13 protein-coding genes are annotated in these 18,022 nt (G+C 71.6%); 11 read left to right on the forward strand and 2 right to left on the reverse strand.

The annotated features are described in order from the left end of the window. The first annotated feature begins 110 nt into the window (after positions 1 to 110). A complete protein-coding gene (locus tag ACZ4EG_RS34240; RefSeq protein WP_467793376.1) occupies positions 111 to 3,044 on the forward strand; it encodes an FAD-binding and (Fe-S)-binding domain-containing protein in 2,934 nt (977 codons plus the stop codon). Between the two features lie 17 nt (positions 3,045 to 3,061). Here ACZ4EG_RS34240 and ACZ4EG_RS34245 read toward each other — a convergent pair whose 3' ends face one another. Continuing rightward, on the reverse strand, positions 3,062 to 3,772 hold the full coding sequence (locus ACZ4EG_RS34245) for a MerR family transcriptional regulator (protein ID WP_467793377.1): 711 nt from the start codon (positions 3,770 to 3,772) through the stop codon (positions 3,062 to 3,064). Positions 3,773 to 3,900: 128 nt separating this feature from the next. Here ACZ4EG_RS34245 and ACZ4EG_RS34250 point away from each other — a divergent pair, with 128 nt between their 5' ends. From ACZ4EG_RS34250 to ACZ4EG_RS34270, 5 genes are all read left to right on the forward strand, one after another. Continuing rightward, complete coding sequence (locus tag ACZ4EG_RS34250) at positions 3,901 to 4,089, forward strand: hypothetical protein (RefSeq protein WP_453554823.1); 189 nt, start codon at positions 3,901 to 3,903, stop codon at positions 4,087 to 4,089. Next, positions 4,086 to 5,207 (forward strand): lipid II:glycine glycyltransferase FemX, encoded by a 1,122-nt coding sequence (locus ACZ4EG_RS34255; protein WP_467793378.1) that lies wholly within the window; start codon positions 4,086 to 4,088, stop codon positions 5,205 to 5,207. Before ACZ4EG_RS34250 ends, ACZ4EG_RS34255 begins: the two co-directional genes overlap by 4 nt. 168 nt (positions 5,208 to 5,375) lie before the next feature. Then, positions 5,376 to 5,507, forward strand: a complete 132-nt coding sequence (locus tag ACZ4EG_RS34260) for a hypothetical protein (protein WP_390712782.1) — start codon at positions 5,376 to 5,378, stop codon at positions 5,505 to 5,507. Between the two features lie 110 nt (positions 5,508 to 5,617). Further along, positions 5,618 to 7,690 carry an ABC transporter ATP-binding protein gene (locus ACZ4EG_RS34265; protein WP_467793379.1) on the forward strand — a complete coding sequence of 691 codons (2,073 nt, stop codon included), beginning with the start codon at positions 5,618 to 5,620 and terminating at the stop codon, positions 7,688 to 7,690. Positions 7,691 to 7,809: 119 nt separating this feature from the next. After that, positions 7,810 to 8,784: an EamA family transporter gene (locus ACZ4EG_RS34270; RefSeq protein WP_467793380.1), complete on the forward strand. Its 975-nt coding sequence runs from the start codon at positions 7,810 to 7,812 to the stop codon at positions 8,782 to 8,784. Between the two features lie 317 nt (positions 8,785 to 9,101). Here ACZ4EG_RS34270 and ACZ4EG_RS34275 read toward each other — a convergent pair whose 3' ends face one another. Then, positions 9,102 to 9,872: an SDR family oxidoreductase gene (locus ACZ4EG_RS34275; RefSeq protein ID WP_467793381.1), complete on the reverse strand. Its 771-nt coding sequence runs from the start codon at positions 9,870 to 9,872 to the stop codon at positions 9,102 to 9,104. 1,046 nt (positions 9,873 to 10,918) lie between these two features. Between ACZ4EG_RS34275 and ACZ4EG_RS34280 the strand changes: the two genes are divergently transcribed. Genes ACZ4EG_RS34280 through ACZ4EG_RS34300 form a run of 5 tightly spaced genes read left to right on the forward strand, consistent with a single transcriptional unit; the run spans position 10,919 to position 18,003 of the window. Continuing rightward, the gene (locus tag ACZ4EG_RS34280) at positions 10,919 to 11,713 is read left to right on the forward strand and encodes a TIGR03084 family metal-binding protein (RefSeq protein WP_467793382.1); all 795 of its coding nucleotides are present in this window, start codon (positions 10,919 to 10,921) and stop codon (positions 11,711 to 11,713) included. After that, positions 11,710 to 13,383: an acyclic terpene utilization AtuA family protein gene (locus ACZ4EG_RS34285; protein WP_467793383.1), complete on the forward strand. Its 1,674-nt coding sequence runs from the start codon at positions 11,710 to 11,712 to the stop codon at positions 13,381 to 13,383. Before ACZ4EG_RS34280 ends, ACZ4EG_RS34285 begins: the two co-directional genes overlap by 4 nt. Then, positions 13,380 to 14,978, forward strand: a complete 1,599-nt coding sequence (locus ACZ4EG_RS34290; protein WP_453551585.1) for an acyl-CoA carboxylase subunit beta — start codon at positions 13,380 to 13,382, stop codon at positions 14,976 to 14,978. Before ACZ4EG_RS34285 ends, ACZ4EG_RS34290 begins: the two co-directional genes overlap by 4 nt. A gap of 5 nt (positions 14,979 to 14,983) precedes the next feature. Then, positions 14,984 to 16,846, forward strand: coding sequence for an acetyl/propionyl/methylcrotonyl-CoA carboxylase subunit alpha (locus ACZ4EG_RS34295; RefSeq protein WP_467793384.1), 1,863 nt, complete (start codon positions 14,984 to 14,986; stop codon positions 16,844 to 16,846). Continuing rightward, a complete protein-coding gene (locus ACZ4EG_RS34300) occupies positions 16,843 to 18,003 on the forward strand; it encodes an acyl-CoA dehydrogenase family protein (protein ID WP_453551581.1) in 1,161 nt (386 codons plus the stop codon). The genes ACZ4EG_RS34295 and ACZ4EG_RS34300 overlap by 4 nt, the downstream gene beginning before the upstream one ends. The last annotated feature ends 19 nt before the right edge of the window (positions 18,004 to 18,022 follow it).

Below are 18,022 nucleotides of genomic sequence, written 5' to 3' on the forward strand. Positions count from 1 at the left end.
GGAAACGTGTCCGTTCGATGAGACGACCTCCGCCGACCCGTGGACTTGTGAAGAGCTACGACGCCATGGCGGGGTCCGTCACTGTCAGTGGTCGGATGCATCCTGGACGCATGACGGATCTGGCGGCGGAGCTGCGGGGAGCCGTCCGGGGCGAGGTGGGTTTCGACGTCACGTCCCGGGCGCTGGTCACCATGGACGCGTCGAACTACCGGCGTGTCCCACTGGGGGTGGTGGCGCCACGCGATGTTGACGACGTGGCGGCGGTCCTCGACGTGTGCCGGGCGCACGGGGTGCCGGTGGTCGCGCGCGGCGGCGGTACGTCGATCGCGGGACAGGCGACGGGCACGGGCGTGGTGCTGGACTTCACCCGGCACATGAACCGGGTGCTCTCGGTGGACCCCGAGGCGTGCACGGCCGTCGTGCAGCCGGGCCTCGTCCTCGACCGGCTCCAGGAGGCCGCCGCCCCGCACGGTCTGCGCTTCGGCCCGGACCCGGCGACGCACAGCCGGTGCACGCTCGGCGGGATGATCGGCAACAACTCGTGCGGCTCCCACTCGGTGGCCTGGGGGACGACCGCGGACAGCGTGCGGGAGCTGGCCGTGGTCACCGCGCGCGGCGAACGGCTGCGGCTCGGCCAGGAGTGGGCCGGCGCGCCGCAGGGCCTGCGGGCGCTGGCCGAGGGAGAACTGGCCCGGCTGCGCACGGGTTTCCCGGACCTACCCCGCCGCATCTCCGGGTACGCGCTGGACGCACTGCTGCCCGAGAAGGGCGCCGATGTCGCCCGCTCCTTCTGCGGCTCGGAGGGCACCCTGGGCATCCTCACGGAGGCGGTCGTACGACTGGTCGAGGCGCCCCGCGCGCGTGCCCTGGCCGTGCTGGGGTACGCCGACGAGAGCGCGGCCGCCGAGGCCGCGGCGGGACTGCTGCCGTACAACCCGCTGACCGTGGAGGGCATGGCGGCCGACCTGGTGCCGTCCGCGGCCGGGCTGCCCGGGGGCGGCGCCTGGCTGTTCGTGGAGACCGGCGGGGAGTCCCCGGGCGAGGCACGCGCGCGTGCGGAGACGATCGTCCGCGCGGCCGACGTCGTGGACTCCCTGGTGGTGACGGAGGACGCCGCCCAGCGCGCCCTGTGGCGCATCCGGGAGGACGCGAGCGGCACGGCGACCCGTATGCCGGACGGGGCGGAGGCCTGGCCCGGCTGGGAGGACTGCGCGGTGCCGCCCGCGCGGCTCGGCGCGTATCTGCGGGACTTCAGGGGGCTGCTGTCCGCACACGGGCTGCGCGGCACGCCGTACGGCCACTTCGGGGACGGCTGCATCCATGTCCGCATCGACTTCGACCTGATGACCGCAGCGGGCGTCGGCCGCTTCCGGCGCTTCTCCGAGGAACTGGCCGACCTCGTGGTGGCGCACGGCGGTTCGCTGTCCGGGGAGCACGGGGACGGACAGGCCCGCGCGGAGCTGCTGCCGAGGATGTACGGCGCGGAGACGGTCGCCCTCTTCGAGCGCGCCAAGGGCGTGTGGGACCCGGACGACCTGCTCAACCCCGGCATGCTGGTCCGCCCCGCCCCGCTGGACGCCAACCTGCGCTTCTCCGTGCTGCCCCGCCGCCCCGTCGACGTGGCCTTCGGCTACCCGGCCGACGGCGGTGACTTCTCGGCGGCGGTACGCCGTTGCGTCGGGGTCGCCAAGTGCCGTACGACCACGGCGGCCGGCCCCTCCGTCATGTGCCCGTCCTTCCGGGCGACCGGCGAGGAGGCGCACTCCACACGCGGGCGGGCCCGGCTGCTGCACGAGATGCTCGCGGGCGAGCTGGTGACGGACGGCTGGCGCTCGACCGAGGTCCGCGACGCGCTGGACCTGTGTCTGTCCTGCAAGGGCTGCCGCTCCGACTGCCCGGTCGAGGTCGACATGGCCACGTACAAGGCGGAGTTCCTGCACCACCACTACGAAGGACGCCGGCGCCCGGCCGCCCACTACGCGATGGGGTGGCTGCCGCTGTGGCTGCGCTGGGTGGCGCGCACGCGCACCGCGCCGGTGCTCAACGCGCTCGCCTCCGTACGGCCGTTGGCGCGGGCGGCGAAGCGGCTGGGCGGGATCGCCCCGGAGCGGGAGATTCCGCGGGTGGCGGGGGAGCCGTTCAGCCGCTGGTGGGCGCGGCGGTTCGGGGCACAGCTGCGCGGACGGATCGCCACGGGACGGGCGGGCGAGCGTGACGCCGAGGCGCCCCCGACCACCGTCCTGCTGTGGCCGGACACCTTCACCGAGCACTTCTCACCGTCGGTGGGAAAGGCAGCCGTACGCGTCCTGGAGGCGGCGGGACTGGTCGTGATGCTCCCGCCGACGAGACGGATGACGGTGCGGCGATCGGCGCTGGGCGAGGCGGAGGGGGCGGGCATGAACCTGTGGGCGCCTGGCCGCCGCATGCGCGTCTGCTGCGGTCTGACGTACGTCTCCACCGGTCAGCTGGACCGTGCCCGCGCGGTGCTGCGCCGCACGCTCGACCTGATGGAGCCGTATCTGCTGCCGGAGCTCGGCGACGACATCCCGCCGGTCGTCGTCCTGGAGCCCAGCTGTGCGGCCGCCCTCCGTACGGACCTGCCCGAGCTGCTGCACGACGACCCGCGCGCGGCACGCCTGGCGTCGGCGGTCGTCACCTTCGCGGAGGCCCTGACGCGGTACGCGCCCGAGTGGACCCCGCCCCCGGTGGACCGCCCCGTGGCCGGCCAGACCCACTGCCACCAACACGCGGTCCTGGGCGACGCCCCCGACCGCGGACTGCGCGAGGCGGCGGGCCTCACCGGCGAACTGACCGGCGGCTGCTGCGGCCTCGCGGGCAACTTCGGCTTCGAGAAGGGCCACTTCGAGGTGTCGAAGACCTGCGCCGAGGAACAACTGCTGCCCTCGGTACGAGCGGCACCCGAGGGGACGGTGATCCTGGCCGACGGCTTCTCCTGCCGCACACAGCTGGAGCAGCTGGCCGGGGTACGGGGGCGGCACTTGGCGGAGGTGCTGGCGGAGGCGCTGGAGGGAGACGGGAGTTGAGGAGGCTTGGGCGTGAGTCAGTCGGCGTGGCCGAGGTGGCGCAGATAGGCGTGCAGGGCGGCCGAGGCCCTCAGTCGATGGAGGCTGCGGTGGTGCAGGTCCTTGCCCCGGAGGGTCAGTTCGCCGCGGAGGCGCTCGGGGTTGTCGGTGGTGCGCAGTTCCTCCAGGACCGTGCGGATGGCGTCGAGGGGGTAGTGGCCGCGGCGCAGCAGGGCGACGACGTGGGCCGCCTGGAGTTCCGAGCGGGGGTAGCGGCGGTATCCCGTGGACGGCTCCCGGTCCGGCCTTAGCAGCCCCCGGGCCTCCCACAGCCGCAGGACCGGGGGCCGTACGCCCACGGCGCGGGCGACCTCACCGATGCGCAGGGCGTGCCGCGCGGGGCCCGGGGCGACCGGCCCGCCGGCGAGCACCGTCTCCAGCGCCTCGTGCACGGCCGCCAACTCGCCCCGCTCCCGGTCCAGCCGGGCATGACTGGCATCGAGCTCGGCCAGCGCCGCCTCCAGGTCACCGTCGTGCACGGCCCGCATGACGATCCGTGCGGTCGGCCAGCCGTGCCCGGAGGCCACCTCCCGGGCCGTGGCGAGGGCCTTGGCATGCACGTCGGTGAAGACGCGGTATCCGCCGGCGGTGCGCTCGACCGGCGGGAGCAGCCCCGTCTCCACGTAGTTCCGCACCTGTTGGGCCGAGATCCCGGCCGCCCGCGCGAGGTCGGCGACGCGCAGCCTCATCGGCGGTTGAGACTTCCCGGACATATTCATCGTCGATCCTGCATTAATCATCTCAAATTTAGCGAATAGCAATTGAATGAAACAATTGATACCGCAGATACCAGCAGACCCGACAGGAGGAGACAACTGTGAAGTTCCTGCTGGAAGTTGACGTGGACGCCGGACGCGTGACCGAGGACCCCGCCCGGGAACTGGGCCGGATCCTCCGCTACTGGGCCGGCAACCTGCACCATTACCCCCTCCGGCCGGGCGACGGCTCGCCGGTGTACGACTCGGAATACCAGGAGGTCGGCCGCTGGCGGATCATGGATTCATGAAACTCACTCTCCGGCCGGCAACCCGTGCGGAGCACCTTGCCTTCATCGCGAGCCGCCCCTCCGCAAGCCATATGCAACTGCCGTCCTGGGGCGATGTGAAGCCCGACTGGCAGGCGGAGAGCCTGGGCTGGTTCGACGCGGAGGGGCACCTCGTGGGGGTGGGGCTGGTGCTGTTGCGGCCCCTGCCGAAGGTGAAGCGGTATCTCGCGTATCTGCCCGAGGGCCCCGTCATCGACTGGCACGCGCCCGACCTGGAGCGCTGGCTGGACCCGATGCTCGCGTATCTCAAGGGGCGGGGCGCCTTCTCGGTGAAGATGGGGCCGCCCGTGGTCATACGGCGCTGGAGCGCGGACGCGGTCAAGGCGGCGATCGCCGACCCCGAGGCCACACGGCTGCGGGACGCCGAGGCGACCTCGTACGAACCGCGCGCCTTCGACGTCGCCGACCGGCTGCGCCGCATGGGATGGCAGCAGACCGAGCCCGGCGGCGAGGACGGCTTCGCCGCCGGGCAGCCCCGGTACGTCTTCCAGGTGCCGTTCGCCGGGCGGTCGCTGGACGACATCCACCGCGGCCTGAACCAGCAGTGGCGGCGCAACATCAAGAAGGCGGAGAAGGCGGGGGTCGAGGTCGTCCGTGGCGGCTACGAGGACCTGCCGGCCTTCTACGGCCTGTACGCCGAGACGGCCGAGCGCGACCGGTTCATCCCCCGCCCCCTGGCCTACTTCCAGCGCATGTGGACCGCCCTGGCCGCCGAACACCCCGACCGTATGCGGCTCTACCTCGCCCACCACGAGGGCGACGTCCTCGCCGCGGCCACGATGATCACCGTCGGCGGCCACGTCTGGTACTCCTACGGCGCCTCCACCAGCCGCAAGCGCGAGGTCCAGCCCAACAACGCCATGCAGTGGCGCATGATGAAGGACGCCCACGAACTGGGCGCGGCCGTCTATGACTTCCGGGGCATCACCGACACCCTCGAGGAGTCCAACCACCTGCTCGGTCTGCTCCGCTTCAAGGCGGGCGCGGGCGGCGAGGCCGTCGAGTACCTGGGGGAGTGGGACTTCCCGCTGAACCGGCTGCTGCACAAGGCACTGGACGTCTACATGGCCCGCCGCTGAAGAAATACTCAGCCTGCCAAACCAACTCCCAGCTTTTCCCAGGGTATTCACAGCGCTCCTTTGCCATTTTTGCCGTCACGGCACATGTGGGCCGTGTAGCTTCTTGTTCATCGGGAGCCGGACGCGGAATTCTCGAATCACCTGAACTGCGAAACACTAGGAGTCGGAATGAGCTTCAAGAAGCTTGCCCCGCTGCCCCCCAAGCCCAAGTCGAAGCAGCTTCCTCCGCCGCCGAAGCCGAAGCCGAAGAAGCGCGCGCACAAGCCGCTGCCCAAGCCGCTGCCCGGCCAGGACGGCTGATTCGGCGCTGAGCGAATGAGGGGGCCGATGGTGCACCGTCGGCCCCCTTCGCGCATTCCTGAATTCAATCGATCTCGAATATCGGCGACGGAAAGCGGAGGGAATGTGAAATGGACAAGGATGACAGTGGGAGTGCGGAACTCGAATACGAGGACACTCCGACCATCCCCGCCCGTACCGCCTTTCACCGCTTCTGGCCGCTGACCAGAGGACTGCGCCGGTGGCTGCTGGTCGTCTGGCTGTGCACGGTGCTCGCCGCGCTCGCCGAGACCGAGGCCATCCTGCTCTTCAGCGACCTCACCGACCACGCCCTGCAGAAGGGCTCGCTCAGTGCGTTCTGGAGTCCGGCCGTGAAGTGGCTGGGCATCGCCGCGGTCGGCGCGGCCGTCGCGTACGCGGGCAACTCCCTTGCCGCCTGGGTGACGGAGCGCTTCGTGATGCGGCTGCGCGAGCACGTCTTCGACCATGTGCAGCAGCTGCCCCCGCACTTCTTCCAGCGCCACCGGCAGGGCGATCTGCTCTCCCGGCTGACCAGCGACGTCGAGGCGATCGAGACGATGGTCGTCTCCGGTCTCGTCGGCGCCGCCTCGGCCGCCTTCTCCGCCCTCTTCTACGCGGCCGCCGCGTTCTGGCTGCGCTGGGACCTGGCCGCCGCCACCTTCGTCCTGGCCCAGCTGTTCTGGCTGGCGGCCCGCCGTTTCTCCGGCTCCATCAAGGACGTCTCGCGCGAGGGCCGGGTCGCCGACGGCGCGATCACCTCCGTCGTGGAGGAGTCCCTCGGCAACATCGTGCTGACGCAGGCGTACGACCGACGGGACGCGGAGCGGCGGCGGCTGAGCGAGGAGGCGAATGCCTGGTTCCGCGCCGCGGTCCGCTCCACCCGCCTCAACGAGGCCTACGAACAGCTCGTCCAGGTCATAGAGACGATCTGCGTGCTGGCGGTGATCGGCATCGGCGCCTGGGAGATCTCCACCGGCCGGATGACCCTCGGCCAGCTGCTCGCCTTCGCCGCCTTCCTCGGCTACCTCTACCCGCCCGTCCGGGGCCTGGCCCAGCTCGGCCTCACGGTCACGGCGGCCACGGCAGGCGCGGAACGTCTCATCGAGATCCTGGACGTGAAGCCGTCGGTCACCGACCCCCGGCGGGGCGTGGAGACCGGCCGCCCCGACGGCACGGTGGAGGTCCGGGACGTCGGCTTCAGTTACCCCGGTGCCGACGGAACGGCCCTGCAGGGCCTCTCCTTCACCGTCAGCCCTGGCGAGCTGGTGATCATCACCGGCCCGAGCGGCGCGGGCAAGTCGACGGTGTCGAAACTGCTCCTGCGCTTCTACGACCCCGACACGGGCCAGATCCTCCTGGACGGCGTACCGCTGCGGGACTACCCGCTGGCCAGGCTGCGCGAGTACGTCACCCTGCTCCCGCAGGAGACGCTCGTCCTGCACGACACGGTCCGCGCGAACATCGCCTGCGGCCGCCCCGGCGCCAGCGAGCAGGCGATCGTCGAGGCGGCGAAGGCGGCCGACGCGCACGACTTCATCGTCCGGCTCCCCGACGGCTACGACACCAGGGTCGACCCCAACTCGGCCCGCCTGTCCGGCGGCCAGCTCCAGCGCCTCGCCGTCGCCCGCGCGATCCTGCGCGACGCACCCGTCCTGGTCCTGGACGAGCCGACGACGGGCCTGGACGCAATGGCCGCGCGCAGGGTGGTCAAGCCCTTGCGCCGCCTGACGACGGGCCGTACGACCATCATGATCACCCACGACCTCAACCTCGCCCCCGACGCCGACCGCATCCTGGTCGTCGACCGCGGCCGCATCGTGGAGACGGGTCGGCACGAGGAACTGCTGGCGCGGGGCGGGGCGTACTCCCGGCTGCACCGCTCCCAGAACAACGCGGCGATGGACACGGCGGAACTGCGCCTGCCGCTGTTCGCGGAGGAGACGCCGGCACCTGTGCAGGAGTACGCGTACGAGTACGCACACGGGCAGGGCTACGGCAACGACAACGGATACGACAACGGATACGCCAACGGATACGACAACGGATACGCCAACGGATACGACCCATACGCGGCGGCCGCGGTCTGGGTCCGATCCCCCTACGAGTCGCAGGGAACGGTCCCCACCACACTCCCGGACGGCCGCCCGCTGTTCCGCGACGCGGCCCCCTGGCCCGGCATCTGATCTCGGCATCCAGGACAGTTACATAAGCGGTTCACACTCCTGACGAAGTCTATTACCCTGGACTCGGTAGTACATCGCGATGAACACACCCTGACCCGAGCCAGCCCCCAGGACCGCCCGTGAGCACCCCAAGCGCCACCACCCCGTCGTCCTCACCCACCTCCAAGACGGACCACGCGCCCATGCCCGCTGGTGGCGCACCCCGCCGTTTCGGCTCCCTCGGCTCCCTCGGCTCGCTCGGGCCGGTCGGGCTGGTGCTGGCCGGCGGGATCTCGGTCCAGTTCGGCGGAGCCCTCGCCGTGACGCTGATGCCCCGGGCCGGTGCGCTCGGGGTGGTCACCCTGCGCCTCCTCGCCGCCGCGGTGATCCTGATGCTGGTCTGCCGCCCCCGGCTGCGCGGCCACTCGCGCACCGACTGGGTGACGGTGATCGTCTTCGGCATCACCATGGGCGCGATGAACGGCCTCTTCTACGAGTCCGTCGCCCGCATCCCGCTCGGCCCCGCCGTGACCCTGGAGGTACTGGGCCCGCTGGCCCTCTCGGTCCTGGCCTCCCGCCGCGCGATCAACGCGCTCTGGGCGTGCCTGGCCCTGGCCGGCGTCTTCCTCCTCGGCGGCGGGGGCTTCAGCAGCCTCGACCCGGTGGGAGTCGCCTTCGCGCTCGGGGCGGGCGCGATGTGGGCGGCGTACATCGTCTTCAGCGCACGCACGGGCCGCCGCTTCCCACAGGCCGACGGCCTGGCGCTGGCCATGGCGGTGGCGGCGCTGCTGTTCCTCCCGCTGGGGATCGTCGAATCGGGCACCAAGCTGCTGAACCCGACCACGCTGGCCCTGGGTTCGGCGGTGGCGGTCCTCTCCTCGGTCTTCCCCTACACCCTCGAACTCCTCGCCCTGCGCCGCCTGCCCGCCTCCACCTTCGCCATCCTCATGAGCCTGGAACCGGCCATCGCAGCGACAGCGGGCTTCCTCATCCTGGACCAGACCCTCTCCGCCACCCAGGCAACCGCGATCGCCCTGGTCATCGGCGCAAGCATGGGAGCGGTACGGACACAGGTGGGCCGGGGGAGGGCGAAGCCACCGACGGCTGCTTCCTGACGGCTTCTGAGGCATGGCCGGGTGCGTGTCGCGCCGCAACTTCTGGCCGCTTACGACCTCGCCAAGGACCAGGCCGTGGCCGAGGCGTTGGAACATGGCTAGCTCAAGCCCGTTCACGCCTGTCTGACTCACTGGGCGACCCGTGAGTGGCATCTACCGTGTTGTCGCGGAGCCGGTGCGCGCGGAGTGACCTGGCATCGCGGAGTGAACCGGCACCCGGAACACGCCCCGGACGAGGAGACGCCGGCAGCCGGAGCGCCGCCCGTGACGGCCGCAGGCCACCGGCTGCCGCTGCGCCTCCCCCTGAGGCTTCCGCCTCAGAATCCCGCCCCGACCCACTCCTCGAACGTCGGCCCCGCCAGCCGGGCCCCCGCTCCCGGCAGCAGCCCCCCGTTCTCGAACAGGTCCCGCTCCGGGTTGGCCGGGTCGCTCACGGCCACCACCTTTGCCGACGGGTCCCGGTGGGACATCAGCAGTCGGGCAGCCTCCTCCAGGCTCTCCTCGCGCGGCCCGGCCACCTCCGGGAACGGCGCGCGCGCCCCCGGCGCCTCGTCGGCCTCCGCCAGGTCCACCAGCGCCTCCGCGACAGCCCGCGCCGCGACCAACTGCGTCCGCATCTTCGGCACGTACACCGTGTCGCCCTGCCGCCCCCACTGCGTCAGCTGTTCCACGAACTCGTGGAACTGCGCCGCCCGCAACACCCGCACCGGCACCGGCCCGGCCAGCACCGCGCGCTCGTGCTCCAGCTTGGCCGCGTTGTAGCCCGCGACCGACTCGTCGATGCCGATGATCGAGACGACGACCATCCGGCCGACCCCGGCCTTCTGCCCGGCCTCGTGCAGATTGCGGGCCGCCGCCGTGAAGAACTCCGTCGCCACCTGCTGATCCGGCGAGGGCGTACTGGCCGCGTCGATCACGACGTCCACACCCTCCAACGCCTCGGCCAGCCCCTCCCCGGTCACGATGTCGACCCCGGTGGCCCGGGACATCGACACCACCCGGTGACCGCGCTCCGTCAGCACGTCCACCACATGCCGCCCGAGCCGCCCGGTAGCCCCGGCCACCGCAACCTTCTTGACCTCGCTCATGTCGGTCCCTCCCTCGGTTCCAGTCCCGCGATTACGTCGTCACCGGTCTGACGGACGAGAGCGAGGGTGTGTGACAGGGGGCCGCCCGCTTCTTTGTCAGTGTCGTGCTTCCACGCCCCGAGTAAAGGGCGCTCCCTTCGGTCGCGTCGCCTTCGGCGATGCCCCTGCGGGGCACCCTTGACTAGGGGCGTTCCAGCACGGGTTGGAAGCGAGCGGGCGGCCGGGGGGAAGTGGCCGGCTTGGGTGCGTCGGGCCCTTGGGTGGGCTGCGTTCGCGTCCGGGGTGACGGGGGGCGCGGTCGCGCCTGGCCAGCACGCCGGGTGGGCTTAGCGGCGAGTGGCCGGTGGGGGGCGGGGTGCGCATCGGCTGGGTGGTGGCACGCCGGGCTGGTTTGGCGGCTTGCGGCCGGTGGGGAGCGGGGAGCGGGGCGCATCAGCCGGGTGATGGCACGCCGGGTGGGCTTAGCGGCTTGCGGCCGGTGGGTGGTGGATCAGCGGTGGGGCGGAGGTGGGAGCGGGGCGGGGTGGGACCGGAGCGGAGCGGGGCGGGGCGGGGTGGGACCCGGATGGTGCCCGGCTGGGGGCCGGTTCGGGGCTGGGTGAGGGCTGGGTGAGGGCTGCGAGGGGGCTGGCTGGCAGTGAATGGGATGTTTGGGCCACCGCCCGGGCGCAAGCCCGCAGTCCGCATGCGCCCAGGGTGGCCCACAAGTACCAATCACCCAGCATGGACCGGGATTTGCGCCTCCCTCGTCACATTGGCCTCATTCGGCGGGAGGGGAGGGCACACCAAGCCGTGAGTCGCTGAGCCGACCCGGCGCCCGGCCCCCAGCTGCGCCAACGTCAGCCCCGCCGCCTCCCGAGCCCGCCGAAGCTCGTACCCGTACTAGTCCAGCGGCGACGCACTCGGGTCGAGTTCGCGGCTTCGCATGGCAACCATCTCCAGTCACCGACAGTAGCCAGGTAGGGGCAATCGAGTGACGGGTTGTGGAAAAACAAATTCATGCAAGCACGCTTGATTGTTTCCGGTGGCGCTGCCATGCTCCCCCCATGTCCGATCCGACGCCCGTGTTCGACGAGCTGCGTGACGAAAGCGAAGAACTCGACCGGCTCGTGGCCGAGTTGAGCCCGGAACAGTGGGCGCTACCGACCCCCGCGCCCAAGTGGACCGTCGCCCACCAGATCGCCCACCTCGCCTGGACCGACCGCTGCGCCCTCCTCGCCGTCACGGACGCCGACGCCTTCCACGGCCTGGTCGAGCAGGCCCTCGCGGCACCCGAGACGTTCGTGGACGAGGGTGCCGAGGCCGGTGCCCAACTCTCGCCCTCGGCACTGCTGTCGACCTGGCGCGAGGGGCGTGCCGCGCTCGACCGGGCCCTGCGTGAGTCCCGGCCCGGTGCCCGCTTCCCCTGGTACGGGCCGCCCATGTCCGCCGCCTCCATGGCCACCGGCCGACTTATGGAGACCTGGGCCCACGGCCAGGACGTTGCCGACACCCTGGGTGTGGTCCGCACCCCCACCGACCGGCTGAAGCATGTGGTCCGCATCGGTGTGCGCGCACGGGACTTCGCCTTCGGGGCTCATGGGTTGCCCGCACCCGCCGAGGAATTTCGCGTGGAGATCCTCGGTCCCTCCGGGGATACGTGGGCCTACGGTCCCGACGACGCCTCCCAGCGTGTCACCGCGCCCGCCCTCGACTTCTGTCTCCTGGTCACCCAGCGTGCCCACCGTGCCGACCTCGCCGTACGTGCCGAAGGGCCGGACGCCGACCGCTGGCTCGACATCGCCCAGGCCTTCGCCGGGCCGCCCGGCAGCGGACGTTCCCCGAAGGGGGACGCGGAGTGACGCTGCGTATAGGCAACGCCTCCGGCTTCTACGGCGACCGGTTCGACGCCATGCGCGAGATGCTCACCGGCGGTGAACTGGACGTCCTCACCGGGGACTACCTCGCCGAGCTGACCATGCTGATCCTGGGCCGGGACCGGCTCAAGGATCCCGCCGCCGGTTACGCCCGTACCTTCCTGCGGCAGCTGGAGGAGTGCCTCGGGCTCGCGCACGAGCGGGGCGTCAAGATCGTGACGAATGCCGGGGGCCTCAACCCCGCCGGGCTCGCCGACGCCGTACGGCAACTGGCCGACCGGCTCGGTGTCCCCGTGCGCGTCGCCCACGTCGAGGGCGACGATCTCACCGCCGCCCACCCGGGCATCCTCGCCGCCCATGCCTACCTCGGCGGCTTCGGTATCGCCGGCTGTCTGCGCGAGGGCGCTGACATCGTGGTCACCGGGCGGGTGACCGACGCGGCCCTCGTCACCGGGCCCGCCGCCGCACACTTCGGCTGGCAGCCGGGGGAGTACGACCGGCTGGCGGGCGCCGTCGTCGCGGGGCACGTCCTGGAGTGCGGGACACAGGCCACCGGCGGGAACTACGCGTTCTTCGGGGACGGCGACGTACGGCGGCCCGGCTTCCCGCTCGCCGAGATCCACGAGGACGGCAGCTGCGTCATCACCAAGCATCCCGGCACCGGTGGGTTCGTCGACGTCGGTACCGTCACCGCGCAGCTGCTGTACGAGACGGGCGGCGCCCGGTACGCCGGGCCCGACGTCACCGCCCGCCTCGACACGATCCGTCTCACCCAGGACGGGGCCGACCGCGTCCGTATCGAGGGGGTGCGCGGGGAGGCCCCGCCGCCCACGCTCAAGGTCGGGCTCAACCGGCTCGGCGGCTTCCGCAACGAGGTCGTCTTCGTGCTGACCGGGCTTGATGTCGAGGGCAAGGCCGCGCTTGTGCGGGAGCAGATGTCCGACGCTCTTGCCAAGTCGCCGCCCAGTGACGTGCGGTGGGAGCTCGTGCGGACCGACCGGGGCGACGCGGACACCGAGGAGACTGCCAGCGCGCTGCTGCGGCTCGTCGTACGGGATCCCGAGCAGGGGGTCGTGGGGCGTGCGTTGAGCGGGGCCGCGATTGAACTGGCGCTGGCCAGTTACCCCGGCTTCCATGTGGTCGCGCCACCGGGGAAGGGCGCGCCTTATGGGGTCTTTGAGAGTGTGTACGTCCCCCATGGTGCCGTCGACCAGGTGGCCGTCCTTGACGATGGGCGGCGCCTCCATGTGGCTGTGCCCCATGACACGGCCGTCATCAGTGACGTACCGTCGCCGCCCCTCCCGGATCCCCTGCCAGCAGGGCCCACACGCCGTGCCCCCCTCGGTCTGATCGCCGGCGCCCGCAGTGGTGACAAGGGTGGGAACGCCAACGTCGGGGTCTGGGTGCGCTCCGACGAGGCCTGGCGGTGGCTTGCCCACGAGCTGACCGTCGAGCGGTTCCGGGAGTTGATCCCCGAGAGCCGTGAGCTGACCGTCGTTCGCCATCTCCTGCCCAACCTCCGCGCCCTGAACTTCGTCGTCGAGGGAATCCTCGGCGAGGGCGTCGCCGCCCAGCACCGTTTCGATCCGCAGGCCAAGGCCCTCGGCGAATGGCTGCGCTCCCGTCATCTGGACATCCCGGAGGCCCTCCTGTGACCGTCCTCTCCTCCGCCCTGGACAGCAACGGCCAGGACTACCGGGCGAACCGCGAGGCCATGCTCGCCAAGCTCGCCGACCTCGACGCCGAGCACGCCAAGGCGCTCGCGGGCGGGGGCGAGAAGTACGTCCAGCGGCACCGGGGGCGCGGCAAGCTGCTCGCGCGCGAGCGCATCGAGCTTCTCCTGGACCCGGACACACCGTTCCTGGAGCTGTCGCCGCTGGCCGCCTGGGGCAGTGACTACGCCGTGGGCGCCTCTCTCGTCACCGGTATCGGGGTGGTCGAGGGCGTCGAGTGCCTGATCACCGCCAACGACCCGACCGTGCGCGGCGGCGCCAGCAACCCCTGGAGCCTGAAGAAGGCCCTGCGTGCCAACGACATCGCGCTCGCCAACCGGCTGCCCTGCATCAGCCTGGTCGAGTCCGGGGGTGCCGACCTGCCCTCCCAGAAGGAGATCTTCATCCCCGGAGGCGCCATCTTCCGGGACCTGACCCGGCTGTCCGCCGCCGGAATCCCCACCGTCGCCGTCGTCTTCGGGAACTCGACCGCCGGTGGCGCCTACGTCCCCGGCATGTCCGACCACGTGATCATGGTCAAGGAGCGCGCGAAGGTGTTCCTGGGCGGGCCACCGCTGGTGAAGATGGCGACCGGCGAGGAGAGCGACGACGAGTCCCTGGGCGGCGCCGAGATGCACGCGCGCGTGTCCGGCCTCGCGGACTACTTCGCCGTGGACGAGCAGGACGCGCTGCGGCAGGCGCGGCGCGTGGTCGCCCGCCTCAACCACCGCAAGGCGTACGACGATCCGGGCCCGGCGGCCCCGCCGAAGTACGACCCGGAGGAGCTGCTCGGCATCGTCCCCGGCGATCTGAAGACCCCCTTCGACCCGCGCGAGGTCATCGCCCGTGTCGTCGACGCCTCCGACTTCGACGAGTTCAAGCCGCTGTACGGGACGAGCCTCGCCACCGGCTGGGCGTCCCTGCACGGCTATCCGGTCGGCATCCTCGCCAACGCGCAGGGCGTCCTGTTCAGCGAGGAGTCGCAGAAGGCCGCCCAGTTCATCCAGCTCGCCAACCAGCGCGACATCCCGCTGCTCTTCCTGCACAACACCACCGGCTACATGGTCGGCCGGGAGTATGAGCAGGGCGGCATCATCAAGCACGGCGCGATGATGATCAACGCGGTCTCGAACTCGCGCGTGCCGCACCTGTCCGTGCTCATGGGCGCCTCCTACGGCGCCGGGCACTACGGCATGTGCGGCCGGGCCTACGACCCGCGCTTCCTGTTCGCCTGGCCCAGCGCCAAGTCCGCCGTCATGGGCCCGCAGCAGCTCGCCGGCGTGCTGTCGATCGTGGCCCGGCAGTCGGCGGTCGCCAAGGGGCAGCCGTACGACGAGGACGCCGACGCGGCCCTGCGCGCCATGGTGGAGCAGCAGATCGAGTCCGAGTCGCTGCCGATGTTCCTGTCCGGGCGGCTGTACGACGACGGCGTCATCGACCCGCGCGACACCCGCACCGTCCTCGGCCTGTGCCTGTCCGCCATCCACACTGCTCCCTACGAGGGCGCGCGCGGTGGCTTCGGCGTCTTCCGGATGTGAGGCTCATGATTTCGACTCTGCTGGTCGCCAACCGGGGCGAGATCGCCTGCCGGATCTTCCGCACCTGTGGTGAGTTGGGAATCCGGACGGTCGCCGTGCACTCGGACGCCGACGAGAACGCCCTCCACGCGCGCGTGGCCGACACGGCGGTACGACTGCCGGGTGCGACGCCCGCCGAGACGTATCTGCGCGGCGACCTGATCGTGAAGGCGGCCGTCGCGGCCGGCGCGGACGCCGTGCACCCCGGCTACGGCTTCCTCTCCGAGAACCCCGACTTCGCGCGCGCCGTCCTCGACGCGGGCCTGGTCTGGATCGGCCCGTCCCCGGAGGCGATCGAGGCGATGGCGTCCAAGACGCGCGCCAAGGAGCTGATGGGGATCGAGCCGCTGCGCGAGGTCACCGCCGCCGATCTGCCCGTGCTGGTGAAGGCGGCCGCGGGCGGCGGCGGACGCGGGATGCGGATCGTCCGCGCCCTGGAGGAGCTGGACGGCGCGCTGGAGAGCGCACGTGCCGAGGCCGCGAGCGCCTTCGGGGACGGCGAGGTCTTCGTCGAGCCCTACGTGGAGCGCGGCCGCCACGTCGAGGTGCAGGTCCTCGCCGACACCCACGGCACCGTCTGGACGCTCGGCACCCGCGACTGCTCCCTCCAGCGCCGCCACCAGAAGGTGATCGAGGAGGCCCCGGCGCCGGGTTTGAATCCCGAACTCACTACCGAGCTGTACGAGATGGCCGCCCGCGCCGCCCGCGCGGTCGACTACGTGGGCGCCGGCACCGTCGAGTTCCTCGTCGCCGACGGCAGGGCCCACTTCCTGGAGATGAACACCCGCCTCCAGGTCGAGCACCCCGTCACGGAGGCCGTGTTCGGCCTCGACCTGGTCGCCGAGCAGATCCGGATCGCCGAGGGCCACGCCCTCGCCACCGCCCCCCCGAGCGCGCGCGGCCACGCCATCGAGGCCCGCCTCTACGCCGAGGACCCGTCGCGCGACTGGGCCCCGCAGACCGGCACCCTGCACCACCTCGCCGTACCGGACGGCGTCCGCCTCGACACCGGCTACACCGACGGCGACGACATCGGCGTCCACTACGACTCGATGCTCGCCAAGACCGTCGCCCACGCCCCCACGCGCGCGGAGGCCCTGCGCAGGCTCTCCGGCGCCCTGGAGCGGGCGCGGATCCACGGCCCCGTCACCAACCGCGAGCTGCTGGTCCGCTCCCTGCGCCACCCGGAGTTCACGGCGGCCCGCATGGACACCGGCTTCTACGACCGCCACCTCGCCGACCTGACCGAGCCGGCCCCCGACCCGTACGCGCCCCTGGCCGCGGCCCTCGCCGACGCCCACGGCCGCTCCCGTTTCGGCGGCTGGCGCAACCTGTCCTCCCAGCCGCAGACCAAGCGCTACCTCATGGCGGGCGAGGAGCACGAGGCCCGCTACCGGCACACCAGGGACGGCCTCGCCGCGGACGGCGTCCGGGTCGTGCACGCCGACGCGCGTCTCGTCGTACTCGAAGTGGACGGCGTACGGCGGAAGTTCGACGTGGCCCGGCACGGCGACCGGGTGTACGTCAACGCCACCGCCCTCACCGCCCTGCCCCGCTTCCCCGACCCGACCGAACACCACGCCCCCGGCTCCCTGCTCGCCCCCATGCCCGGCACGGTCGTCCGCATCGCCGACGGCCTGGCCGAGGGGGCAACCGTACGGGCGGGGGACCCCCTGATCTGGCTGGAGGCGATGAAGATGCAACACCGGATCACCGCCCCGGCCTCCGGCACGCTCAGCGCCCTGCACGCCACCCCGGGGCAGCAGGTCGAGGTCGGTGCCCTGCTCGCCGTCGTAGAGGAAGCACAGAAGGAGGTTCAGGACCAGTGAGCGCCACTCTGGAAACCGAAGAACACAAGGCCCTACGATCCGCCGTCGCCGCCCTCGGCAAGCGCTACGGCCGCGAATACCTCGCCCGCGTCGTCGCCGAAGGCGCCCAGCCCACCGAGCTCTGGGCGGAAGCCGCCAAGCTCGGCTACCTCGGCGTGAACCTCCCCGAGGAGTACGGAGGCGGAGGCGGCGGCATCGCCGAGCTCTCCATCGTCCTCGAAGAGCTGGGCGCCGCCGGCTGTCCTCTCCTCATGCTCGTCGTCTCGCCCGCCATCTGCGGCACCGTCATCGCCCGCTTCGGCACCGAGGAACAGAAGCGCGCCTGGCTCCCCGGCCTCGCCGACGGCACCCGGCTCATGGCCTTCGGCATCACCGAGCCCGACGCCGGCTCCAACTCCCACCGCATCACCACGACGGCACGCAGGGACGGCGCCGACTGGCTGCTGACCGGCCGCAAGGTGTTCATCTCCGGTGTCGACCACGCCGACGCCGTCCTGATCGTCGGCCGCACCGAGGACGCCCGCACCGGCAGCCTCAAGCCCTGCCTGTTCATCGTCCCGCGCGACGCCGAAGGCTTCCAGCGGCGGCAGATCGACATGGAACTGCTCGGCGCGGAGAAGCAGTTCGAGCTGGTCCTCGACGACGTACGGCTGCCCGCCGACGCGCTCGTCGGCGATGAGGACGCGGGGTTGCTCCAGCTCTTCGCCGGGCTCAACCCCGAGCGGATCATGACGGCCGCGTTCGCGATCGGCATGGGGCGCTACGCCCTGTCCAAGGCGATCGAGTACGCCCGCGACCGCACCGTCTGGAAGACCCCGATCGGCGCCCACCAGGCCATCGCCCACCCCCTCGCGCAGGCGCACATCGACCTCGAACTGGCCCGCCTGATGATGCAGAAGGGCGCCCACCTCTACGACGCCGGGGACGACATCGGCGCCGGCGAGGCCGCCAACATGGCCAAGTACGCGGCCGGAGAGGCCTGTGTGAAGGCCGTGGACCAGGCCGTGCACACCCTCGGCGGCAACGGGCTCACGCGCGAATTCGGGCTCGCCTCGTTGATAACGGCCGCGCGCGTGGCTCGTATAGCACCGGTGAGCCGGGAGATGATTCTCAACTACGTTTCCCACCAGTCCCTCGGCCTGCCCAAGTCGTACTAGGCCGTACCGGCGCACCCCC

The sequence above is a fragment of the Streptomyces sp. NPDC025638 genome (genome assembly GCF_055558775.1).